Raw genomic sequence first — 23,160 nt, 5'->3', positions numbered from 1 at the left:
TATGCAATCACCGCCGACATGCGCAGCGCACCATCACGCCTGACTCTGCTGCATATCGGCGTCTCGTGCTGGCGAGGATGCGCTGCGGTAGGTGGCGTCCGTGGCGGGTTCGGACGGTGGACCATCCTGGCTCGTGATGTGGCGGTCGCGCGCCAAGCCAATCTCTGAACCTCAAACTCAGGACCGCGCCCGATCCTCCTTCGGAACAGTAGAGGCATTCGCCGCCTCCGCCCCCACCTGCCGCAACGGCAACGCCGGCGCATCGCCGTCCTTGCCCACACCCGCATAGATCGTCATGTGCGGGAACGGAATCTCCACGCCCTGCGCGTCGAACGCCGCCTTCACGCGCCGCAGGAACTCGCGCCGCACGGTCCATTGCTGCAGCGGCGCGACCTTGAAGCGGCAGCGCAGCACGACGGCGCTGTCGTCGAGCTTCTCGACGCCGGCGATCTCGAGATCGGCGAGGATCCTGGCCGCGTGCGCGGGATCGGCGCGCAGTTGTTCGCCGACCTGGGCCATGAGGCGCATGACCTCGTCGACGTTCTCGCGGTACGACACGCCGATGTCCATCACGGCATGCGCGAACGAGCGCGACATGTTCGTCACGGTGGTGATGAGGCCGTTGGGTATGAAGTGCACGTTGCCGTCATAGTCGCGCAGCCGCACGTGCCGCAGCGTGATGTCTTCGACCGAGCCGCCGATGTCGGCGATCTTGACGACGTCGCCGGTGCGGATCTGGTCTTCGAAGAGGATGAAGAAGCCGGTGAAGTAGTCCTTCACGAGGCTCTGCGCGCCGAAGCCGATGGCAAGGCCCACCACGCCGGCGGCGCCGAGCACCGGCGCGAGCGAGACACCGACCTCGCCCAGCACCAGCATGACGGCGACGGCGCCGATCACCAGTGCGATGAGATAGCGCACGACGCGCGCCAGGGTCTCGGCGCGGCGGGCGCCGTCGGCGTCGCCGATGCGGCTCTCGACGCGCAGCCGGATCGCACGCACGGCGCGCTGCAGCAGCGCGATCGACGCCCATGCGACGGCAAGGATGAAGACGATGCGAAGGCCTGCGAGTGCGGGGCCGCTCCAGCGCTCCCAATCGATGTTGCGGATGTAGTTCATTCCTGGTCCGGGTTTATTTGACAGTCGCCTCTCGAGGCGCGGATCGCGCGGCAGGGAGCGCGCGACGACGGCAAGGCCCGCCGCAGCTTCTCTTCTGTGGCGAACGCTTGAAGGTGGAGTCGCAGCAGTGGCGAGAGTTGCATGGCCGGCGTGGATCGCCTGCGACGTTCAACCTGACGACACGATCAGATTCGTTACTGAATTTCTCGCAGACGCTGCGATGACACGTCCATGGCGTCAGCGAACACGCCGCGTCGCAGGCACCCCGGAATACACCACGCCCCGCGGTTTTCCTCTACAGCCGCCACCTGCCGTGGGCCACGATGGATTGAGGCCCTTGGTGGTCAATTGCGCGTGCTCCGACGGCAATGTAGGACTTTCCCTCGATCGTTCCTGTTGTCCAGATGTGAATTGCGCACAGCTTGTTGCGAGCCGAAGCAGTCCGGATTCGGGTTTGGCCTTACCTTGATATTGCGCCGCAACATGCGGACGAAGGCCGCTCGTTCAAAGCGGCCGCTCAACTCTTCATTCATCGAAGTCGCGTCGCTTTTGGCGGCGTCGTTGTTTTCGTCGTTGCACGAGAGGTGGCTATGTTTGTCTCGAAACCGAAATCGGTTCCCTTCCTTCACCGCCAGCGGCACGCCGCAGGCGCCCTCGACCGTCGCTTGGCAGGCCGCACATCCGCCGCGGCCGCCACGGCCACAGGTCGTCGGCGCCGGCAGACCGGGGCCTTCGTGCCCAAGCTCGCGGCCTATGCGCTGCTGGCCTTCGTGCTGTGGCTGATGATCGCCACGCTCGTGCAGCCGCTGCTGTCGTCCAAGGCGACGCGGGCGGTGCTGCAGGCGCCGGTGACGCTGATCACCTCGCCGATCAACGGCGTGGTGGCGCAGATGGCGGTGCATCCGCGCGATGCGGTGACGCCGGGCACGCAGGTGGCCACGGTGCGCAACCCGACGGTGAGCCAGGAGATCCTCACGCAGCTGCGCTCGCAGCATCTCGCGCTGCAGGCGCAATTGGCGCAGCTCGCCAACCAGTACAAGGCCGACAACCAGGAGATGCGCTCGGTCGGCCAGCAGGCCAACGTCCACCGCGAGGCCTCGCTGGCGCAGGCCTGGGAGTCGTGGCAGATCGCGCAGCGTCAGCGCGACGTGGCGCACAGCGTGGTCGAGGAACAGGAGAACAAGGTCCGCACCAACCAGGCGCTGCTGGAGCAGGGCGCGATCAGCGAGCAGGTGATGAACGCCTCGATCGCACAGCTCAACACCGCGCGCGCCAACGCGGCGGTGGCGGAGCAGGCGTTCACCGGGCAGGTGCAGACGGTGGCGAGCGCCGGTCAGGGCGCCTTCGTGGGCACCAGCGGCAACAACCTGTTCCAGACGCTGTCGAGCCGCCGCGAGGCGCTGCGCAACAGCGTGGGGCGTGCGCAGCAGGACGGCGCCGCGATCTTCCAGCAGCTCAAGCAGGTGCGCCAGCTCGAGGAAGAGGAGCGCCAGCGCGTGGAGAAGCTGTCTTCCTACGAGATCAAGGCCACGCAGGCCGGGCAGGTGCACACGGTGCTCGCGCCCGAGGGCGCCTACGTCACGGCCGGCGCCTCGCTGGTGCGCGTGACCGACTGCAGCCGGCTTGGCGTGGTGGCGGTGTTTCCGGCGCGCGTCGCCAAGCGGCTCGGCATCGGCTCGCTGCTCGACGTGAAGCTCGACGACAAGAGCGACCGTGTGCTGCCCGCGCGCGTGGAGCAGCTGCTGCCCGAGGCCTCCGAGGCGCTGCAGAGCACCTACAGCGTGCCCTTCCCCTATGCCGAACAGGGCTCGGTCTACGCGGTGGCACGGCTCGAAGGCCAGCCGGCGCCGCAGGCCCCGGCCGACGGCGGTACCAACCTGTGCGCGCCCGGCAAGGTGGTCTCGGCCACGCTCAAGTCCTGATCGCGCGAGGAACCCGCGATGCCGAGCCCCGCCATTCCCCGCACGACGATGCGCCGTCGCGCGGCCGCCTCGGTGGCCGCGATGACCGCGATCGCCGCCGCGTCGGCCCTGGCGCAGCCGGTGGCGGCGGCGCCACCGCCGTCGGCCACGCAGCAGAAGCTCGCGCAGCAGAGCTGCGAGGGCCTGCGCCGCGCGGTCGCCGAAGAGCAGAAGGGTTCGGCCTCGGGCCCGCTGTTCCTCACGAGTTACCGGCTTGCCGACGCCAGGCAGGGCCCGCCGCTCGAGCCCGCGCTCTCGGGCGTGGCCTTCACCTACGACAACGCGCTCGCGGGCATCGCACTGCTGGCTTGCGGCGACAAGGCATCGGCGCGTCGGATCGGCGATGCGGTGGTGCGCGCGATGGAGCGCGACCCTGCGATGCCCGACGGCCGCATCCGCAACGCCTACCGCGCGGGCCCGATGAACGAGGACAAGGCCGCGCTGCCGGGTCGCTGGGACGCCGCCAAGAACCAGTGGATCGCCGACGCCTACCAGGTGAGCACCGCCACCGGCAACGTGGCCTGGGCGGCGCTGCTGCTGCTGAACCTGTACGAGGCCGACCGCTCGCCGGCCTACCTTGCGTCCGCACGCAGGCTGCTGGGCTGGATCGAGCAGCGCACGCGCGCGCGCAATGCGCCCGATGGCTACAACGGCGGCTGGTATGGATGGGACAACGCGCAGCGCGCGCAGACCTGGAAGTCGACCGAGCACAACATCGACATCGCCATGGCCGCCGCCTGGGCCGCGCGCGCGGCCGGTGCACAGGGCGAGGCCGAGCGCCAGCAGGCGCGCGTGGCGCTCGACTTCGTGAACCGCATGTGGAGCGCGCAGGAGCAGCGCTTCTTCATCGGCACCAAGGAAGACGGCGCGACCGTCTCCACCGACGGATCGGGCCTCGATGCGCAGCTCTGGCCGCTGCTCGCGGCACCCGAGGGCTCGTGCGCCTGGGCGCGCGGGCTGCAATGGGTCGACCGGCACCATCGCTCGGGCGAGGGCTACGGCTTCTCGCGCAATCCCGACGGCATCTGGACCGAGGGCAGCGCGCAGGCCGCCGCCACGCTGGTCGCGCGCAAGGGCGCCGCGCCCGAGGCGCTGTGGCAGCTGCTCGCGGCGCAGCGCGCCGACAACGGCCTGTACTACGCCACACCGAGCGCGCGCATCTCCACCGGCCTCGCCATCGGACCCGATTCGACCGGCGCCGATTTCTTCTACTACCGCTGGCCGCACCTGGGCGCGACCGCCTGGGTCGCACTGGCCGCCACGGGTTTCAACCCCTTCACCGGCAAGACCGCCGCAGCAGGAGCCAATTCATCATGTCCAGCCTGATCGCCACGCCGGAGTTCCAGCTCAACGCACTCGTTGCGGGGCTGTCGCTCCTTCTGATGACCTGGGGGCGGATCGATCGCATTTCCCACCGCGCCGTGTTCGGCGGACTGACCGCGCTGCTGCTCGCGCGCTATGCCGTCTGGCGCGTGGTCGCCACCATGCCGCCGTCGGACCTCGGCTTCGAGACGCTGTTCGCATGGGTCTTCCTCTTCTTCGAGATGACGGCCGTGGTCTACACGCTGATGTCCATCCACATGCTGCTGCGCTGCCGCGACAACCGGCCGCTGGCCGACCGCGGCGAAGCGATGCTGCGCGGCCGCGGGGACCACGTGCCCGCGGTGGACGTGTTCATCTGCACCTACAACGAAGAGCTCGCGGTGCTCGAGAAGACCATCATCGCCGCGCAGGCCATCGACTATCCGAGGCTCAAGGTGTGGGTGCTCGACGACACGCGGCGCGACTGGCTGCGCGACTACTGCGAGCGCAAGGGCGTGCACTATGCGCGGCGGCCCGACAACAGCCATGCCAAGGCGGGCAACCTCAACAACGGGCTCAAGCTCTCGGCGGAGGTGACGAACGCGCCGTACATCCTGGTGCTCGATGCCGACTTCGCGCCGCAGCGGCAGATCGTCTACCGCATGCTGGGCCTGTTTGCCGACCGCCGCGTCGGCCTGGTGCAGACGCCGCAGTTCTACTACAACGCCGATCCGATCCAGCACAACCTGCGCGCCACCGACAGCTGGGTCGACGAGCAGCGCGTGTTCTTCGACGTGCTGCAGCCCGCGAAGGACGCGGTGGATTCCGCCTTCTGCGTCGGCACCTCGTTCATCGTGCGGCGCGACCTGATCACGGCCGCCGGCGGCTTTCCGGTGGGCAGCGTCTGCGAGGACATCCACACCACCTACCTGCTGCTGCGCCACGGCCACATCACGCGCTGGCTCGGCGAGCGGCTCTCGAACGGGCTGTCGGCCGAAAGCATCATCGACTACATCAACCAGCGCAGCCGCTGGTGCCTGGGCACGGTGCAGCTCGCGCTGCTGCCCGACGGGCCGCTGCGCGGCCGCGGCTACAGCCTGTCGGCGCGGCTGCACTTCCTGCACGGCCTGCTGCACTGGCTCGGCAAGCCGTTCATGGCGCTGGTCATGCTCGCGCCCGCGCTCTACTGGTATGCGGGCGTGTCGGTGTTCCATGCGACGCCGCAGGCCTTCGCGGCCTACGGGCTGCCGCCGCTCGTCATGTTCTGGGCCTACAGCTACTGGATCAGCGGGCGGCGCTGCCTGCCGATCTTCAGCGAGGTGAGCCAGCTGGTGGCGGCCATGGCGGTGTCGAGCACGCTGGCCAGCGCGATGCTGCGGCCCTTCGGACGGCCGTTCAAGGTCACGGCCAAGGGGCTCGACCGGACCAAGACGGTGGTGCACTGGAAGCTGGTCGCGATGTTCGGCGGGCTGCTGGTGGCGCTGCAGCTCGGCGGTGCCTCGGTGGCGCTCAGCGGCGAGGCGCTCACGCCCGGCGACGAGCTCAACCTCGTGTGGACCGGCATCGCGCTCGTGCTCTGCCTGGCCGCGCTGATGGCCTGCGTCGACCTGCCGCGGCCCGAGCATGAAGAACGCTTTCCGTGGCGCGCGCGCACGCGGGTGCGCACCGCGGCGGGCGAGGGCGAATCGCGCTTCGTCAACATCGCGGCCGACGGCGCGCTGCTCGAAGCCCGCGCACCGCTGAAGCGGCTGCGCGTGGGGCAGCCGCTCGAGGTCTACATCGAGCCCGTGGGATGGCTGCAGGCCCGGCTCGCGGGCAGGAGCGCGGCCGGTGCCGACCTGCGCTTCGCCGCCACCGAGGCGCAGCGCGAGCAGCTGGTGAGCCATGTCTTCAACGTGCCGCCGAGCCATGTGGCGGTGCAGGTGCGGCCGTGGCGCGCCGCCTCGGCGCTGCTGGCGAGTGCCGGCTTCGGCGCGCCCGGGGCGGGCTTCGTGCGGCTGTCGCTGCGGCTGTGCCTGCTGGTGCTGGCGACCTGCGTGGTGCTGGCGGTGAGCGGCTGCAACATGACGCCGCCGCTCAAGCAGCCCGACCTCACCATGCCCGCGCAGTGGCCGGCCGGCACCACGGTGCCGAACGCCGAGCCGGTGGACTGGCGCAGCTTCGTGCAGGACGACGAGCTGCGCGGCCTGATCGAGACCGCGCTGGCGCAGAACCGCGACCTGCGCGTCTATGCCGCCAAGGCGCGCGAGGCGCGCGCGGTGTATGCGGGCACGCGCGCATCGCTGTTCCCGGCCTTCGGCCTGTCGAGCCATGCGCAGCGCGCGAAGACCACGCCGCAGGGTTCGCTCAGCCCGCTCGGCAACGTGCCGTCGGACGGCCGCGTCTCGAACAGCTTCGACATCCAGGCCGGGCGTGATGTCGTACGAACTCGACTTCTTCGGCCGCCAGGCGAGCACCGCGCAGCAGGGCGGCGCGCTGGCCGAGGCCGGCGACAAGGATTTCGCGGCCGCGCGCATGAACCTCGTGGGCGAGGTGTCGAATGCCTACCTCACGCTGCGTGCCGACCGTGCGCTGCTGGCGCTGGCCGATGCCAACGAATCGGGACTCGCGGCCAATGCCGACATGATCGGCCGCGCCAAGGCCGTGGGCGGCGCCGCGCAGCTCGACGTGTACCGCGCGCAGTCGCTGCTGCAGAACGCCCGCGTGCGGCAGGAGGAATACCGCATGCGCGTCGCGCAGGATCTGCAGTGGCTTCAGGTGCTGGTCGGCCAGCCGGTGTCGCCCGAGACCGGCAGCGCGCGGCGCTGGCCCGAGTGGTCGACCGCCAGGGTGGCGGCCGGACTGCCCGCGAGCCTGCTGCAGCGGCGCCCCGACCTGCTGGCCGCCTACGCGCGCGTCGAGGCGGCCAATTCGGGCGTGGGCGCGGCCAAGGCCGCGATGTTCCCGACCATCTCGCTGACGGCGCTCGCGGGCGGCGTGAGCGGCGAGCTGTCGTCGCTGCTCAGCAGCGGCAACAGGAGCTGGGCCGGCGTGCTGGGCGTGTCGCTGCCGATCTTCGACTGGGGGCGCCGCTCCGCCAACATCACGGCCAACGAGGAGCGCCTGGCAGCCGCGATGGCGTCGTACGAATCCGCGGCGCAGGTGGCGCTGCGCGAGACCGCCAACGCGCTGATTGCCGACGACCACCTGCGCCCGCAGCTTGCGGCGCAGCAGTCGCGCGTGGAGGCTCTGGAGAAGGTGGCCGGCATCGCCCGCACGCGGTTCCGCAGCGGGCTGGAGGACTACTTTGCCAGCCAGGACGCGCAGCGCGAGCTCTATGCCGAGCAGCAGCAGCTGATCGAGCTGCAGCTCAAGCAGGCGGTCAACATGGTCAACCTCTACAAGGCGCTGGGCGGTGGCTGGGGCAGCGCGGCATAGGGCGCCGCCCCGGAGGAAGACGAGGTCAGCCGGCGGTGTTGACGGCGTCCTTCAGCGCCTTGCCCGCGGTGAACTTGGGACTCTTGCTGGCCTTGATGGTGATCGGCTCGCCGGTCGAGGGATTGCGGCCGGTGCGCTCGGCGCGGCTCGCCACCGCGAAGGTGCCGAAGCCCACGATCTGCACGGTCTCGCCGCGCGCCAGGGCGCGCGAGAGGTGCTCGAGCGCCGATTCGAAGGCGCGGCCCGCGTCGGCCTTGCTGAGGTTGGTGTCTTGTGCGATGGCGGCGATGAGTTCGGTCTTGTTCAAGGCGGATGTCCTTTCAGTGGATGGATGGGAATGTCTGGCGTCGGTCGATCGCACCCTGGACGCCGCCGTGCGGCGGGCCGGGTTGGATGCAAATTCATGAACGAATCGGCAGCGTTGCATCTTAGTTTTCGCTGCATGCGCAAACCCGCTCCGGGCATGAAACATTTCAAAGAGAAATGTGATGAATCTGCTTGCTTTTGCGGGATTTCACCGGACGCCTCGTGCGTCCACAATATTCGCCATCGTTTCCACCAGAAGGAGTCCGCATGAAAAGAACAGCCGCCCTCATGATCTTCGCGTTCGCCGCATCGCTGCTCGCGAGCGCCTGCGTCTACAACGTCGACCCGGGGCCCGGCCGCGGCAACTTCTGCCCGCCGGGCCAGGCCAAGAAAGGCAACTGCTGACGGCGCGACGGCGCCGCGAAGGCCGCTTCAGAGAATGGAGCGGAAGGTGCCGCCCTCCACGCGCACTGCCGCACCGTTGGAGGCCGCGCCCAGCGGGCTGGCCAGAAGCGCGACCATGGCCGCGATCTCGTCGGCCTCGATCATGCGCGCGATCAGAGAACTGGGCCGGTAGGTCTGGAAGAAGTGCGCTTCGATGTCGGCGTCGCTCATGCCCGGGCGCGGCGCGGTCTGCCGCAGGTATTCGACGATGCCTTCGGAGCGCGTGGCCGAAGGCAGCACGCTGTTGACCGTGACCCCGGTGCCCTTGGTCAGCTCGGCCATGCCGCGCGAGACGGCGAGCTGCGCCGACTTGCTGACGCCGTAGTGCACCATGTCCGGCGGCGTGAAGGCGCCCACCTCGCTCGACATGAAGATCACGCGGCCCCAGTTCTTCTGCAGCATGCGCGGGAAGTAGTGCCGCGAGAGGCGCACGCCCGACATCACGTTGACCTCGAACATCCGGAACCATTCCTCGTCGCCGATTTCGGCGAAGGGCCGGGCCTGGTACATGCCGAGGTTGTTGACGAGGATGTCTGTGTCGGGCTGCGCGGCGATCAGCGCGGCCGCGCCGCTCGCGCTGGCCTGGTCGGCGAGCACCGTGCGCACCCGGCTGCCGTGTGCCGCGCCGGCGATCTCCGCGGCGGCGGCATCGAGTCTGTCCTGATGGCGGCCGCTGATCGTGACCGCCACGCCTTCGCGCGCGAGCGTTCGAGCGATGGCCAGGCCGATGCCGGCCGTGGCGCCGGTGACGATGGCCGTCTTGCCCTGGAGTTGCAGATCCATGATGTCGTCTATTCCTTGATCGTCGAGCGCCGAAGGTGTGCGGGAGCGGGCGGGATGGCGCCGTTCATTGCAGGAGGTCGCGCATCGCGGCGCCGACGCCTGCCGCCGACTGCGGGTTCTGGCCCGTGACGAGCCGACCGTCGACCACCACCTTCGGCGTCCAGTCGGGCGCGGGATGGTGGCGCGCGCCGCGCTGCACCAGCGTGCTTGCGAGCAGGAAGGGCACCACCTGCTCGAGCTTCACGGCGCGCTCCTCGTCGTCGGTGAACGCGCTGAGGTTCCTGCCGGCCACGAGGTATTCGCCGTTGCCGAGCTTCACGTTCACCAGCGCCGCAGGGCCGTGGCACACCGCGCCGACCACGCCGCCCGCTTCGTGGATCTCGCGCGTCACGCGTTGCACGTCGGGGCTGGTCGGAAAGTCCCACATCGCACCGTGGCCGCCGGCGAAGAAGATCGCCGCGTAGTTCGCGCTGTCGACCTCGCCGAGCGGCCGCGTGTGGCGCAGCGCCTCGCGGAAGGCGGGGTCGTTCCAGTAGCGGGCGTTGACCGGGTCATCGAGGTCGAGGCCGTCGACCGGCGGCTCGCCCCCGGTAATGGACGCCAGTTCCCAGGGAATGCCGCCCGCCTCGAGTTCGGCGAGCGGATGGGTCAGCTCGCCGAGATAGAAGCCGGTCGGCTCGCCGGTCGAGCCCTTGGTGCCGTGGCTGGTGAGCACCAGCAGAACAGGTTTGCGAGGAGAGGTGGATGTCATCGTTCGGTCCTTGTGGGAGAAGAAGCAGGAGGAAAAGAGAATTCGGAGAGTCCGATGGCCTCACTGTATTGATGGCTGCCGCAGCGATAAACTGCGCGCCCGGGAAAACATTTGTTCTTCAGAAGACAGGATGAGTCGCCGATTCGATCACCTCGGTGATGTGGAAACCTTCGTCACCGTGGTCGAGAAAGGCTCGCTGACCGCGGGCGCGGTGGCGCTGGGCACCACGCCGTCGGTGCTGAGCCGCGCGATCACGCGCCTGGAGGGCCGGCTCGGCGTGCAGCTGCTGCGGCGCACGACGCGGCGCCTGAGCCTCACCGAGCAGGGACGGCTGTACCTCGAGCAGTCGCGCGCCGCCTTCGCACTCATCGACGATGCCGAACGCGCCATGCAGGGCCAGGGCGACGAGCTCGCGGGCAGCGTGCGGCTGAGCGTGCCCACCACCTACGGCCACCACCGGTTGCCGGTGCTGCTGCGGCGCTTCACGGCGCGCCATCCACAGGTGCGCATCGAGCTCGGCATCAGCAACCGCAACGTGGATCTCGTGGCCGAGGGCTACGACCTCGCGATCCGGCTCGGCGCGCTGCCCGACAGCGGCCTGGTCGCGCGCAGGCTCGAGGACGCGCCGCTGTGCCTGATCGCAGCGCCGGACTACGTCTCGCGCGAAGGCGCGCCGGCCGCCGTCGACGAACTCGCGCGGCATCGCTGCCTGCCTTTCGTGATGCCGAGCACCGGACGGGTCTCGCCGTGGCTGCTGCGCAGTGCCGACGGGCGCGATCTCGACTGGCTGCCACAGGGCCATGTGCAGGTCTCCGACGACGTGCTCGGCGCGGTGTCGCTTGCGCTCGCCGGCCTGGGCATCTGTCAGACCTACGATTTCATCGCGCGCGATCTGGTGGCCGCCGGCAGAGCGGTCGAGTTGCTGCCGCAGGCGCGCGGGCGCACGCGGCCGTTTTCGCTGATCTATGCGCCGCACCGGCGGCTCTCGGCCGCGTCGCGCGGGTTGATCGATTCGCTCGTGGCCGACGCGGCGGCCGAGGCGGTTCAGGCGCTGCCTGGCGCGTTCCGGGCGGCACCCGGACCGTAGTCGGCGTCGGCGTCGGCGGCCGCAAGCGCTTGCGGCGCGCCGGGCGCTGCTGCCGTCATGCTGCGGCGAGCATGCCGCGTTTCTCGATGAACGCCACCACCTCGGCCACGCCCGCGTGGGTCTTGAGGTTGGTCATCACGTAGGGCCGGTCGCGGCGCATGCGCCGCGTGTCCTGCTCCATCACGTCGAGGTTCGCGCCGACGTGCGGCGCGAGGTCGGTCTTGTTGATCACGAAGAGGTCGCTCTTGGTGATGCCCGGGCCGCCCTTGCGCGGAATCTTCTCGCCGGCCGCGACGTCGATCACGTAGATCGTGAGGTCCGACAGTTCGGGACTGAAGGTGGCGGCGAGGTTGTCGCCGCCCGATTCGACGAACACCACGTCGGCATCGGGAAAGTCCTCGAGCATGCGGTCGATGGCTTCGAGGTTGATCGAGGCGTCCTCGCGGATCGCGGTGTGCGGGCAGCCGCCGGTCTCCACGCCCATGATGCGCTCGGCGGGCAGCGCGCCGGCCACGGTGAGCAGGCGCTGGTCTTCCTTGGTGTAGATGTCGTTGGTGATGGCGACGAGGTCGTACTTGTCGCGCATCGCCTTGCAGAGCATCTCGAGCAGCGTGGTCTTGCCGGAGCCGACGGGGCCGCCGATGCCCACGCGCAGCGGCGGCAGTTTCTTGGTGCGGCGGGGAATGTGGTGCAGGGCGGAGGTCATGGTTCGATGGGTCCGGTTCAGCTTCGAAAGAGGCGGGAATACTGTGTTTCGTGGCGCGCCGAGAGCACGGCGAGCAGCGGCGCGAAAGCCTGGCGCTCGTCGTCGGCCAGCGCCATGGCGCGCGCCACGGCCGCGGGCATCTCCTGCGCGAGCCGGCCGAGAATGCGCTGGCCCGCGCTCTGGCCGAGCGGCACGGCCTTGACGGCGGCAGCGACCATGTTCTCGGCCCAGCCGAAGGCGAAGGCGAGGCAGCCGTCGTGCACCGAGGCGGTGGTGCGGCTGACCGCGAAGGCGAAGGCCACGGGGTAGCTGGGGGGCAGGTCCGCGAACACTTCGGCGGTGTCGGCATGGTGCAGCTTGAGCCATTCGACGAAGGAGCGGCCCATCTGCTCGGTCTGCAGGAAGAACTCGGCCGATTCGCGCGTGTGCAGCACCCAGTCGTTGAGCGTGCGGATGCGCGGCGCATCGTTCGCACGCCAGGCGGCGATGGCCTGTGCGACGAGCGCAAGATCGCCGCGCGCGAAGCTCAGATGCAACTGGTCGGACAGCCACTCAGCAGCCTTCGGTTCGGTGTCGATGCCGGCCCATTCGACCGCAGCCTCGATGCCTTCGGAGTACGAGAAGCCGCCGACCGGCAGGGCGGGGGAGGCTAGCCAGATGAGCTGCAGGAGGCTCGAGGCTGGGGAGGCGGTTGGGGGGGCTTGCATATCGGGGTTCGATTTACGGTGCGCTGTTCTTCAGGGCGTGTGCACAGGCCACCGGGTACTCCCCTCCGCGAATGTCCCCCGCCTTCGGCTCCTCCTTTATTTCGCTGCGGGGAGCACCCGGTGCCCTGTGCACAGGGCACGCAGCTGGTTTGCGGCTGATCAACCAGTGCTCTGATCGGTCCCGCCGATGGTGGGCTTCCCGCAGCGAAATAAAGGAGGAGGCCGCAGGCCGGGGGACATTCGCGGAGCAGGGTACCCCATCGACGGGATCGCACCCCGAACCGCACATCACCAAAACACACCCATCCATCTCAATGCGAATGATCGTGATGCCCATGCGAGTGGTCGTGCGCATCGAGCAGTTCCGGCGCAAGCACCAGCGGCTTCGAACCGCTCCCATGGGAGTGGCCGTGGTCATGGTCATGCGCGTGGTCATGTCCATGGCCGTGGGAATGCGCATGCGATCCATACGCGCCGCCCTCGGGCTCGAAGGGCTCTTCCACCGCCGCCACGATCAGGTGCATCGAACGCAGCATGTCCGCAAGCACATGGTCGGGTTCGATCTTGAGGTGGTCGGGCTTGAGCTCGATCGGCACATGCCGATTGCCCAGGTGATAGGCCGCACGCGTCAGATCGAACGGCGTACCGTGCGCGCTGCAGTGCGTGATGCGCAGCACCGGCTGCGGCGCCGCGATCACGCGGACCAGCGAACCGTCCTCCGCCACCAGCACGTCCCCGCCACGCACGGCGGTGCCGCGCGGCAGGAACACGCCGATGCGGCGACCCTGCGAATCGGTGGCGTCGAAGCGGCTCTTCTGGCGGACGTCCCAGTCGAGTTCGATGGTGGCCGCGCGCTTGAGCAGCACGGGCGCGAGGCCGCGGCCCTGGGGCATGAGTTTGTTGGCGGTGAGCATGGGCTTGTGAACTTCGATGGTTTGGCTAATATAACGTCCGTTATAACTTGTGCAGAACTGAAGCATGTCCGCGCTCAAACTGACCCAAATCGGCAACTCGGTGGGCGTCATCCTGCCCAAGGAGATGCTGGCGAAGATGAACCTCGGCAAGGGCGACACCGTCTACCTGTCGGAGGCCGCTTCGGGCGGCTACTTGCTCTCGCCCTACGACGCGGATTTTGCGCGCCAGATGGAAGCAGCACGTCGTGTGATGAAGAAGCGGCGCAACGTGCTGCGAGAACTGGCGAAGTGACTGCTGCGAACGACAACTGGGTCTGGTTGAGCGTACGGCTCGTTCTGGCCACCCACGAAGAGCAGTTGGCGGAGCATGGCGGTCCCGCCGGGGTACGCGATCATGGGATGCTGGAATCGGCGCTGGCGCGGCCGCAGCATCGGGCGCTGTACGGTTCACCGGACGCTGCCGATCTCGCGGCCAGCTATGCCTTCGGGTTGGCGCGCAATCATCCGTTCGTGGACGGCAACAAGCGTGCCGCGTTTGTCGCACTGGAAGTCTTTCTCGATCTCAACGGCTGGACGCTCACGGCTACCGACGAGGACTGCGTGACCACCACGCTGGCGCTCGCCGCGGGTGAACTGGGCGAAGAGGAACTCGCCGATTGGATTCGCGCGCACCTGATGCGTTGCTGACAATCAGCCATCGTCAGAGCAGCCGCGTCATGAAGCAGCTGGTGGGATCGGGTCCATAGTCGCCAAACGGCCCGCAGGGTTCGAATCCGTGTTTTGCGTACAGCCCCCGTGCTGGCGCGAAGAAGAGCTGGTTGCCCGTTTCCAGGCTCAAGCGTTCGAACCCTTGAGCACGTGCCTCATCGAGCACGTGAGCGAGCATCCGTTGGGCAAAGCCCTGGCCCCGCACCGATTCAGCCGTCCGCATGGATTTCAGTTCGGCATGTGCAGCGTCGAGCCGCTTCAGCGCTGCCATCGCCACCAGCGCTTCGCCGCTGCCGCTTGTGATCCAGCCGGACCAGAATCGAACCCCGGGACGGCGCAGTTCCGACAGATCGAGTGCGAAAACGCTTTCAGGCGGCGAGACCCGATGCATGTCGGCCAAGTGCTGAGCGAGGAAAGCCGCGATGCGCGGATCCTCGAGCGCGTCCAGGCGGATCCGGAGTTCCACGGCGGGCTCAGAACAGAAAATACCGCTGCGCCATCGGCAGCAGCTTCGCCGGTTCGCAGGTCAGCAACTGCCCGTCGGCGCGCACCGCATAGGTCTGCGCGTCGATCTCCATCTTCGGCGTGTAGCCGTTGTGGATCAGGTCCTTCTTGCGCACGTTGCGGATGTTCTTCACCGCACTCAGTGGCTTGGCAAGGCCGTAGCGCTCGCCGATGCCCGCGGCCAGGCCGGCCTGCGAGACGAAGGTGAGCGAACTGCGGGCGAGCGAGCCGCCGTAGCTGCCGAACATGGGGCGGTAGTGCACCGGCTGCGGCGTGGGGATCGATGCGTTCGGGTCGCCCATCGCGGCCATCGCGATGGTGCCGCCCTTAACGACGGTGAAGGGCTTCACGCCGAAGAAGGCCGGTTTCCAGATCACGAGGTCGGCCCACTTGCCGACCTCGATCGAGCCCACCTCGTGCGCGATGCCATGCGCGATGGCGGGGTTGATCGTGTACTTGGCGACGTAGCGCTTGGCGCGGAAGTTGTCGTTGCGCGCGCTGTCCTCGGGCAGGGCGCCGCGCTGCAGCTTCATCTTGTGCGCGGTCTGCCAGGTGCGCAGCACCACCTCGCCGACGCGGCCCATGGCCTGGCTGTCGCTGCTCATCATGCTGATCGCGCCCAGGTCGTGCAGCACGTCTTCCGCGGCGATGGTCTCCTTGCGGATGCGCGATTCGGCGAAAGCCAGGTCCTCGGCGATGCCGGCGTCGAGGTGGTGGCAGACCATGAGCATGTCGACGTGCTCGTCGAGCGTGTTCACGGTGTAGGGCATCGTGGGGTTGGTGGAGGAGGGCAGGAAGTTCGCCTCGCCCACCACGCGCAGGATGTCGGGCGCATGGCCGCCGCCCGCGCCTTCGGTGTGGAAGGCGCAGATCGCGCGGCCGCCGACGGCCGCGATGGTGTTCTCGACGAAGCCCGATTCGTTGAGCGTGTCGCTGTGGATCGCCACCTGCGTGTCGGTTTCGTCGGCCACGCCGAGGCAGTTGCTGATCGCCGACGGCGTGGTGCCCCAGTCCTCGTGCAGCTTGAGGCCGATCACGCCGGCCTCGATCTGCTCGTGCAGCGCGCCGGGCAGGCTGGCGTTGCCCTTGCCGAGGAAGCCCAGGTTCATCGGGAAGGCGTCGGCCGCCTGCAGCATGCGCTCGATGTGCCAGGGCCCCGGCGTGGAGGTGGTAGCGAAGGTGCCGGTGGCCGGGCCGGTGCCGCCGCCGAGCATGGTGGTGATGCCGGAGGCGAGCGCTTCCTCGATCTGCTGCGGGCAGATGAAGTGGATGTGGCTGTCGATGCCGCCCGCGGTGACGATGTGGCCCTCGCAGCTGATGATCTCGGTGCCCGGGCCGATGACGATGTCCACGCCCGGCTGCACGTCGGGGTTGCCGGCCTTGCCGATGGCGGCGATGCGGCCGTCCTTGAGGCCGATGTCGGCCTTCACGATGCCCCAGTGGTCGAGGATCAGCGCGTTGGTCAGCACCGTGTCGACCGCGCCCTGCGCGCGCGTGCGCTGCGATTGCGCCATGCCGTCGCGGATGGTCTTGCCGCCGCCGAACTTCACCTCTTCGCCGTAGCCGCCGGCGCGCAGGGTGTAGTCGGCCTCGACCTCGATCAGAAGCTCGGTGTCCGCGAGGCGCACGCGGTCGCCCACCGTGGGACCGAAGATTTCCGCATACGCACGCCGTCCAATGGTCGCCATCTCAGCATCCCTCTTTGCGTGGGATGCCGCGGATCCGGCTTTGCCGGGTCGCTGGCGTCGCCCCCTGGAAGGGGGTTGGCGAAGCGACACGAAGTGCGCGAAGACTGGGGGTCATTCCAATTTCCCTTGAACGAGGCCGCGAAAGCCGTAGACGATGCGATCGCCCGAGAAGTCGACCAGCTCGACCGTGCGCTGCTGGCCGGGCTCGAAGCGCACCGCGGCGCCGGAGGCGATGTGGAGCCGCATGCCGCGCGCGGCCTCGCGGTCGAAGCCGAGCGCGCCGTTGGTCTCGGCGAAGTGGTAGTGCGAGCCGACCTGGATCGGCCGGTCGGCGGTGTTCTGCACCACGAGCGTGAGGGTGCGGCGGCCGGGGTTGAGCGTGTGCTCGCCTTCGTCGACCAGGAGTTCGCCGGGGATCATGATGGTCGCGGCCTCTTCAAGCGGCCTGCGCGAGCAGTGCGGCGCCGAGCGCCACCACCGCGCCGCCGGCCACGCGCGGCAGCCAGGCGTTGGCATGGCGCAGCGCCCAGCCGAGCGCGATGCCCGCGCCATGCAGCAGGAGCGTGGCCGTCACCATGCCCGCCAGCGTGAGCGCGGCGCCGTGTCCGCCCGCGAGTTCGTGGCCGTGCGCCAGGCCATGGAAGACCGCGAACACGCCGACCAGCGCCATCGCCGCGGCGGCCGGCAGCCGGATGCGCGCGGCGACCAGCAGGCCGAGCACGAGCAGCGAGGCGGCGATCATCGGCTCGACCGCCGGCAGCTGGACGCCCGTCAGCCCCATCAGGGCGCCCGCGAGCAGCATGCCCGCGAAGGCCAGCGGCGCCCACAGCAGGTCGGGCCAGGCGCGGCGCGCGGCCAGCGCGCTCCAGAGGCCGACCGCGACCATCGCGGCCAGGTGGTCGGTGCCCGTGAGCGGATGCATGAAGCCGGCGGCGAAGCCGTGGTGTGTGCCGCCGTCCGCACCCGTGTGGGCGGCGGCTGCGAGCGGCAGCAGCAGGGCAAGGAGGGCGGCGGCAGGCCTGAAAGCGGAATGGCGCATCGGAAATATCTTTCTTGCTGAATCAGGGGGTCAGACGATCGGCTGGTGGACGGTGACCAGCTTGGTGCCGTCCGGAAAGGTGGCCTCGACCTGGATGTCCGGGATCATCTCGGCGATGCCGTCCATCACGTCGGCCCGCGTGAGCACCGCGCGGCCCTCGCTCATGAGCTCGGCCACGCTCTTGCCGTCGCGCGCGCCTTCCATCACGGCGGCCGAGATCAGCGCGACCGCCTCGGGGTAGTTGAGCTTGAGCCCGCGGGCCTTGCGGCGTTCGGCCAGCAGCGCCGCGGTGAAGATCAGCAGCTTGTCTTTTTCGCGCGGGGTCAGTTCCATGGGATCGGCATCGATGTCGGGAAGGCGGCCATTATGGGCAGGCCGGCTTCTTTGCAACAGTCGTGCCGCCGCCGCCAAACGGCGTATGGATGGCATGAAAGATGCACCGAAAAGGTGTGAACCCTGCCGAGACCTCCGCCACCACCGCCGAAGCGCCGCAGCGCATCGTCAAGGTGCGGCGCGACTACAACAGCTGGGTCGCGAGCGAGACGCTCGAGGACTACGCGCTGCGCTACACGCCGCAGCGCTTTCGCAAATGGTCCGAATGGCGCGTGGGCAACACGGCCTTCGGCGCGGCCTCGTTCCTGATCCTCGAGGCCGTGGGCGCGACGCTGCTGGTGCAGTACGGCTTCGCCAATGCCTTCTGGGCCATCGTCGCCACCGGGCTGATCATCTTCCTCGCGGGCCTGCCGATCAGCGTGTACGCCGCGCGCTACGGCGTCGACATGGACCTGCTCACGCGCGGCGCGGGCTTCGGCTACATCGGCTCGACGCTGACCTCGCTGATCTACGCCTCCTTCACCTTCATCTTCTTCGCGCTCGAGGCCGCGGTGATGGCCTATGCGCTCGAGCTGGCGCTCGGCGTGCCGCCCGTGTGGGGCTACCTGGTCTGCGCGCTGGTGGTGATTCCGCTCGTCACGCACGGCGTCTCCGCGATCAGCCGGCTGCAGCTGTGGACGCAGCCGCTCTGGCTGGTGATGCTGGTGGTGCCCTTCGTCTTCGTGCTGGTGCGCGATCCTGGTGCGTTCGCGGGCATCGTGCACTACAACGGCGCGCGATCGGGCGGCAAGGGTTTCGATCTGCACCTGTTTGGCGCGGCGCTCACGGTCGGCATCGCGCTCATCACGCAGATGGGCGAGCAGGCCGACTACCTGCGCTTCATGCCCGCGCGCACGGCCGCGAACCGGCGCCGCTGGTGGGCCGGCGTGCTGGCGGGCGGGCCGGGCTGGGTGGTGCTGGGCGTGCTCAAGATGCTCGGCGGCGCGCTGCTGGCCTACCTCGCGATCACGCACATGGTGCCGGTGGAGCGCGCGGTCGATCCGAACCAGATGTACCTTGCCGCCTACGAGTACGTGTTCCCGCAGTACGGCTGGGCGGTGGCCGCGACCGCGCTGTTCGTGGTGATCTCGCAGCTCAAGATCAACGTGACCAACGCCTATGCGGGCTCGCTCGCGTGGAGCAACTTCTTCTCGCGCGTGGCGCACAGCCATCCGGGCCGGGTGGTGTGGGTGGTGTTCAACGCGCTGATCGCCTTCATGCTGATGGAGATGAACGTGTTCGAGGCGCTCGGCGACGTGCTCGGGTTGTTCGCCAACATCGCCATCGCCTGGATGATGGCGGTGGTGGCCGATCTGGTCATCAACAAGCCGCTGGGCCTTTCGCCGCCGGGCATCGAGTTCAAGCGCGCCCATCTCTGGGACATCAACCCGGTGGGCGTGGGCGCGATGGCGCTGGCCTCGCTGCTGTCGATCACCGCGCACCTCGGCGTGTTCGGGCCGCTCGCGCAGGCCTTCTCGGCGCTGATCGCGCTCGGCACGGCGCTGGTGGTGTCGCCGCTGCTGGCCTGGGCCACGGGCGGCAAGTACTACCTGGCGCGCGAGGCGGCCGGCGGCGGTGCGCGCGCGGTGCGCTGGGCGCGCGTCGTCGGGGCGGCGGACCAGGGCGGCTACCGGCGCCTTGCGGTGCAGCGCTGCGTGATCTGCGAGCGCGAGTACGAGGGCCCCGACATGGCCCACTGCCCGGCCTACCAGGGCACGATCTGCTCGCTGTGCTGCACGCTCGACGCGCGCTGCGGCGACCTCTGCAAGCCGCACGCTTCGCTGTCCGCGCAGTGGTCGTCGGCGCTGCGCTGGCTGCTGCCGCGCATCAGCTGGCGCTACCTCGACACGGGCCTCGGCCACTTCCTGCTGCTGATGCTGATCGTGGTGCCGGTGCTCGCGGCGGTGTTCGGCGTGCTCTACCAGCAGGAGCTGCGCGCGCTGGAGGACAGCGTGTCGCAGATGGCCTCGCTGCGTTCGGGCTTCCTCAAGGCCTACATGGCGCTGCTCGTGATCGCGGGCGTGGTGGCCTGGTGGCTGGTGCTCGCGCACCAGAGCCGCAAGGTGGCGCAGGAGGAATCGAACCGTCAGACCCACCTACTGATGCGCGAGATCGAACTGCACCGCGCCACCGACCAGGCGCTGCAGTCGGCCAAGCAGACGGCCGACGAGGCGCGCGAGGTCGCCGAGCAGGCCAAGCTCGCGGCCGACGAGGCCCGCCGCGCCGCCGACCAGGCCAACCAGGCCAAGAGCCGCTACATCAGCGCGATCAGCCACGAGCTGCGCACGCCGCTCAACAGCATCCTCGGCTATGCGCAGCTGATGGGCGAGGACGCCTCGGTGCCGCCGCACCGGCGCCAGGCGGTGGCGGTGATCAAACGCGGCGGCGAGCACCTGCTGTCGCTGATCGAGGGCACGCTGGCCATCGCCCACATCGAGGCCGGCAAGCTCACGCTCGATGCGCGGCCGATGCGCTTCGCCGACACCATGCGCGAGCTGGCCGACATGTTCGAACTGCAGGCGGCCGAGAAGGGGCTGCGCTTTCGCTTCGAGGCCGCGGGCGCGCTGCCCGAGGTGGTGCGCGCGGACGAGAAGCGGGTGTGCCAGATCCTGATCAACCTGCTGGGCAACGCGATCAAGTTCACGGCGGCGGGCGAGGTGACGCTGCGGCTCTCGTATGCGCGCGAGTTCGCCTCCGTCGAGATCGAGGACACGGGTCCCGGCATGACGGCTGAGGACATCGAGCGCATCTTCGAACCCTTCGCGCGCGGCGGCGCGGCCGCGGCTTCCACGCCCGGCGCGGGCCTGGGCCTCACGATCGCGAAGATGCTGACCGACCTGATGGGCGGCGAGATGAAGGTGCGCAGCACGCCGGGCGAGGGTTCGCTGTTCTGCGTGCGGCTGTTCCTGCCGCGCCTGCACGGCGCGGCCGGTACCGCCGCGGGCCGGCCGGCGCCGGCGCAGCGTGCGCGGCGCGGCTACGAGGGCCCGCGCCGGCGGCTGCTGGTGGTCGACAACGAGGAAGCCGACCGCGAACTGCTGGGCCATGTGCTCGCACCGCTCGGCTTCGAGCTGCGCAGCGCCGCCAGCGGGCACGATGCGCTCGACCTGATCGCGGCCGGCTACCGGCCCGACGCGATGCTGGTCGACCTGGCCATGCCGGGCATCGACGGCTGGGAGACGATCCGCCGCGCGCGCCGGCTGGGGCTGGTCGATGCGCCGGTGGCGATCGTCTCGGCCAATGCCTTCGACAAGGGGCTGGAGAACGACGTCGGCATCGCGGCCGAGGACTTCCTCGTCAAGCCGGTGCGCCACAGCGAGCTGCTCGACTGGCTCGAACGCCGCCTCCGCCTGCAATGGACCGAGGCCGCGGCGCAGCCGGCGCCGGCGGCTTCCAGCGCGCCTGCGCTGCGGCCGCCCTCGCCCGAGCGCCTGCGCGCGCTCGGCGAGGCCGTGAGCCTGGGATACTTCCGCGGCATCATGAACGCACTCGACGCCATCGACATCGAAGAGCCCGACTGCCGCGCATGGACCGAAGCGCAGCGCGTGCTCGCGCGGCAGTTCGCGTTCGAGAAGATCGATTGCGCACCGGGCGTGGCGCCATGAGCGAACTCGCGAGAAGCATCGCGGGCGGCACCGACCTGGTGCTGATCGTCGACGACGTGCCGGACAACCTCGCGGTGCTGCACGATGCGCTCGACGAATCGGGCTATACCGTGCTGGTGGCCACCAACGGCGAGCAGGCGCTGCAGCGCGCCGCGCAGGCGCGTCCCGACATCGTGCTGCTCGACGCGATGATGCCGGGCATCGACGGCTTCGAGGTCGCACGCCGGCTCAAGGCCGATGCCGCGACCGCGCACATCCCGATCGTGTTCATGACCGGCCTCACCGAGACCGAGCACCTGGTCGCGGCGCTCGAAGCGGGCGGCGTGGACTACGTCACCAAGCCGATCAAGCCGCAGGAAGTGCTGGCGCGCATGAACGTGCACCTGCAGGGCGCCCGGCGTGCACGGCAGGCCGCGCGGCAGGCCGGCCAGGCGCGCAATGCGCTCGATGCCTTCGGCTATGCGAGCTTCACGGTGCGGCTGCCGGAAGGCCGTCTGATCTGGCAGACCGCGCTGGCGCGCGAGCTGCTCGAGCGCCATTGCGACACCCGCGCGCCCGAGACGCCCGCGGTGGTGCTCGAATGGCTGCGGCGCCATGCGCCCGAGGCGCGGCAGCAGGGCACCGAGCCGCCGCCGCTCGTCATCACGCGCGGCGCGGGCAGCCTGAGCCTTCGGCTGCACCGGCAGACGGGCGAGGACGACGGCGGCGACGAATGGATGATCGTGATGCGCGAGACCTCCGACACCGCGGTGATCGAGGCGATGAGCCTGAGCCTCAAGCTCACGGCGCGCGAGGCCCAGGTGCTCTACTGGGTGGTGAAGGGCAAGACCAACAAGGACATCGGCGAGATCCTCGGCAGCAGCCCCGCCACCGCCAAGAAGCACCTGGAGCGGGTGTACGTGAAGCTCGGCGTCGAGACCCGCACGGCCGCCGCGGGCGTGGCGATCAAGCGCATCCGCGAGCTGCAGCCGCAGTTCGAAATCTGAAGGTCATGCGCGCTTCCTAGAATGCCCGACCTCCCGGGGCATGCAAGCCATGAACAACAGAAGAACGATCCTCAGCAGAACCGCAGGCCGCGCGCGCTGCCTGGCGGCGGCCTGCCTCCTCGCCCATGCCGGCGCCCAGGCCGCGGGCCATTTCGACGTCGACGATGCGGGCACGCTCGAGCCGGGCCAGTGCCAGTACGAGGCCTGGTGGGGCCGCACCGGCGCCGAGCCGGTGAACGTCGTGCACCTCGGGCCGGCCTGCCGCGTGGGGCCGTTCGAGCTGGGCCTGAACATCGACCGGCTCTCGGTACAGGGCGAGCGGACGGTCGCCGTGGGGCCGCAGCTCAAGTGGAATTTCTACGGGACCGCCTCCGATGCGCCGTTCGCCGCGGCGCTGTCGGTCGGCGCCGTCTTCGATGCCACGCGCGGCGGACGCGCCGGCGGGCAGCTCGTGCTGCCGCTGACCTGGCGTCCGTCGGACCGCCTGCAGCTGCATGCCAACCTCGGGGCCGACTGGGCCACCGGCAGCGGGGCGCGCACGCCGCGCGGCGGCGCGGCGGCCGAATGGGCGATCGACGAGAAGCTATCGCTGATCGCGGAGCGCAGCCGCGCCTCCGGCTTCTGGACCACGCGCATCGGCGGCCGCTTCAGCCTCACGCCCCTGATCAGCATCGACGTCGGCCTGTCGCGCACCGGGCCCGGACATGTGCGCGGCATCGTGGTCGGACTGAACCACGCCTTCGCACCGAAGTAGGTGCCTCGTC

21 protein-coding genes and 1 pseudogene are annotated in these 23,160 nt (G+C 69.4%); 10 read left to right on the top strand and 12 right to left on the bottom strand.

Annotated features, from left to right (window positions below; genetic code table 11):
• Positions 1-177: 177 nt before the first annotated feature.
• Positions 178-1,116 (bottom strand): mechanosensitive ion channel family protein, encoded by a 939-nt coding sequence (locus tag M2165_RS05460; RefSeq protein ID WP_280813665.1) that lies wholly within the window; start codon positions 1,114-1,116, stop codon positions 178-180.
• A 665-nt stretch (positions 1,117-1,781) separates the two neighbouring features.
• Here M2165_RS05460 and M2165_RS05455 point away from each other — a divergent pair.
• The 3 genes and pseudogenes from M2165_RS05455 (at position 1,782) to M2165_RS26100 (ending at position 7,796) form a co-directional block, all read left to right on the top strand.
• A complete protein-coding gene (locus M2165_RS05455) occupies positions 1,782-3,038 on the top strand; it encodes an HlyD family secretion protein (protein WP_280813664.1) in 1,257 nt (418 codons plus the stop codon).
• An 18-nt stretch (positions 3,039-3,056) separates the two neighbouring features.
• Positions 3,057-4,403, top strand: a complete 1,347-nt coding sequence (locus M2165_RS05450; protein ID WP_280813663.1) for a hypothetical protein — start codon at positions 3,057-3,059, stop codon at positions 4,401-4,403.
• Positions 4,391-7,796 (top strand): annotated as a pseudogene (locus tag M2165_RS26100) (efflux transporter outer membrane subunit). Before M2165_RS05450 ends, M2165_RS26100 begins: the two are co-directional and overlap by 13 nt.
• Positions 7,797-7,821: 25 nt before the next feature.
• Here the strand turns inward: M2165_RS26100 and M2165_RS05420 are convergent.
• Positions 7,822-8,103, bottom strand: a complete 282-nt coding sequence (locus M2165_RS05420; protein ID WP_280813658.1) for an HU family DNA-binding protein — start codon at positions 8,101-8,103, stop codon at positions 7,822-7,824.
• A 266-nt stretch (positions 8,104-8,369) separates the two neighbouring features.
• On the opposite strand from M2165_RS05420, the gene M2165_RS05415 reads away from it, so the two are divergent.
• A complete protein-coding gene (locus M2165_RS05415) occupies positions 8,370-8,507 on the top strand; it encodes a hypothetical protein (RefSeq protein WP_280813657.1) in 138 nt (45 codons plus the stop codon).
• Between the two features lie 27 nt (positions 8,508-8,534).
• Here the strand turns inward: M2165_RS05415 and M2165_RS05410 are convergent, their stop codons facing one another.
• Complete coding sequence (locus tag M2165_RS05410) at positions 8,535-9,329, bottom strand: SDR family oxidoreductase (RefSeq protein ID WP_280813656.1); 795 nt, start codon at positions 9,327-9,329, stop codon at positions 8,535-8,537.
• Positions 9,330-9,393: 64 nt separating this feature from the next.
• Positions 9,394-10,080 carry a type 1 glutamine amidotransferase domain-containing protein gene (locus M2165_RS05405; protein WP_280813654.1) on the bottom strand — a complete coding sequence of 229 codons (687 nt, stop codon included), beginning with the start codon at positions 10,078-10,080 and terminating at the stop codon, positions 9,394-9,396.
• Positions 10,081-10,210: 130 nt separating this feature from the next.
• Between M2165_RS05405 and M2165_RS05400 the strand changes: the two genes are divergently transcribed.
• Positions 10,211-11,167, top strand: coding sequence for a LysR family transcriptional regulator (locus M2165_RS05400; protein ID WP_280813653.1), 957 nt, complete (start codon positions 10,211-10,213; stop codon positions 11,165-11,167).
• A gap of 55 nt (positions 11,168-11,222) precedes the next feature.
• Here the strand turns inward: M2165_RS05400 and ureG are convergent, their stop codons facing one another.
• The 3 genes from ureG to ureE form a co-directional block, all read right to left on the bottom strand.
• Positions 11,223-11,873 carry an urease accessory protein UreG gene (ureG, locus tag M2165_RS05395; RefSeq protein WP_280813652.1) on the bottom strand — a complete coding sequence of 217 codons (651 nt, stop codon included), beginning with the start codon at positions 11,871-11,873 and terminating at the stop codon, positions 11,223-11,225.
• Positions 11,874-11,890: 17 nt separating this feature from the next.
• Positions 11,891-12,580 carry an urease accessory UreF family protein gene (locus M2165_RS05390; RefSeq protein ID WP_280813651.1) on the bottom strand — a complete coding sequence of 230 codons (690 nt, stop codon included), beginning with the start codon at positions 12,578-12,580 and terminating at the stop codon, positions 11,891-11,893.
• 311 nt (positions 12,581-12,891) lie between these two features.
• The gene (gene ureE, locus M2165_RS05385; protein ID WP_280813650.1) at positions 12,892-13,494 is read right to left on the bottom strand and encodes an urease accessory protein UreE; all 603 of its coding nucleotides are present in this window, start codon (positions 13,492-13,494) and stop codon (positions 12,892-12,894) included.
• A gap of 64 nt (positions 13,495-13,558) precedes the next feature.
• On the opposite strand from ureE, the gene M2165_RS05380 reads away from it, so the two are divergent.
• Positions 13,559-13,786 carry an AbrB/MazE/SpoVT family DNA-binding domain-containing protein gene (locus M2165_RS05380; RefSeq protein WP_280813649.1) on the top strand — a complete coding sequence of 76 codons (228 nt, stop codon included), beginning with the start codon at positions 13,559-13,561 and terminating at the stop codon, positions 13,784-13,786.
• Positions 13,783-14,181: a type II toxin-antitoxin system death-on-curing family toxin gene (locus tag M2165_RS05375; RefSeq protein ID WP_280813648.1), complete on the top strand. Its 399-nt coding sequence runs from the start codon at positions 13,783-13,785 to the stop codon at positions 14,179-14,181. The genes M2165_RS05380 and M2165_RS05375 overlap by 4 nt, the downstream gene beginning before the upstream one ends.
• 13 nt (positions 14,182-14,194) lie before the next feature.
• On the opposite strand, the gene M2165_RS05370 is transcribed toward M2165_RS05375, so the two are convergent.
• The 5 genes from M2165_RS05370 to M2165_RS05350 form a co-directional block, all read right to left on the bottom strand.
• Complete coding sequence (locus M2165_RS05370; RefSeq protein ID WP_280813647.1) at positions 14,195-14,668, bottom strand: GNAT family N-acetyltransferase; 474 nt, start codon at positions 14,666-14,668, stop codon at positions 14,195-14,197.
• A gap of 7 nt (positions 14,669-14,675) precedes the next feature.
• Entirely contained in the window at positions 14,676-16,394 is a 1,719-nt protein-coding gene (gene ureC, locus M2165_RS05365) for an urease subunit alpha (protein WP_280813646.1), read from the bottom strand.
• A 111-nt stretch (positions 16,395-16,505) separates the two neighbouring features.
• Positions 16,506-16,814, bottom strand: coding sequence for an urease subunit beta (locus M2165_RS05360; protein WP_280813645.1), 309 nt, complete (start codon positions 16,812-16,814; stop codon positions 16,506-16,508).
• A 16-nt stretch (positions 16,815-16,830) separates the two neighbouring features.
• Positions 16,831-17,433 (bottom strand): HupE/UreJ family protein, encoded by a 603-nt coding sequence (locus M2165_RS05355; RefSeq protein WP_280813644.1) that lies wholly within the window; start codon positions 17,431-17,433, stop codon positions 16,831-16,833.
• A 30-nt stretch (positions 17,434-17,463) separates the two neighbouring features.
• Positions 17,464-17,766 carry an urease subunit gamma gene (locus tag M2165_RS05350; protein WP_280813642.1) on the bottom strand — a complete coding sequence of 101 codons (303 nt, stop codon included), beginning with the start codon at positions 17,764-17,766 and terminating at the stop codon, positions 17,464-17,466.
• 101 nt (positions 17,767-17,867) lie between these two features.
• Between M2165_RS05350 and M2165_RS05345 the strand changes: the two genes are divergently transcribed.
• Genes M2165_RS05345 through M2165_RS05335 form a run of 3 tightly spaced genes read left to right on the top strand, consistent with a single transcriptional unit; the run spans position 17,868 to position 23,150 of the window.
• A complete protein-coding gene (locus M2165_RS05345; RefSeq protein ID WP_280813641.1) occupies positions 17,868-21,410 on the top strand; it encodes an ATP-binding protein in 3,543 nt (1,180 codons plus the stop codon).
• Positions 21,407-22,396, top strand: a complete 990-nt coding sequence (locus M2165_RS05340) for a response regulator transcription factor (RefSeq protein ID WP_280813640.1) — start codon at positions 21,407-21,409, stop codon at positions 22,394-22,396. Before M2165_RS05345 ends, M2165_RS05340 begins: the two co-directional genes overlap by 4 nt.
• A gap of 49 nt (positions 22,397-22,445) precedes the next feature.
• Complete coding sequence (locus M2165_RS05335; RefSeq protein ID WP_280813639.1) at positions 22,446-23,150, top strand: hypothetical protein; 705 nt, start codon at positions 22,446-22,448, stop codon at positions 23,148-23,150.
• The last annotated feature ends 10 nt before the right edge of the window (positions 23,151-23,160 follow it).

Origin of the sequence: Variovorax sp. TBS-050B, from assembly GCF_029893635.1 — a bacterium.
Taxonomy (GTDB): Bacteria; Pseudomonadota; Gammaproteobacteria; order Burkholderiales; family Burkholderiaceae_C; genus Variovorax.
The sequence above is the reverse complement of the archived record's forward strand: the minus strand, read 5'-3'. Positions and strand labels throughout refer to the sequence as shown.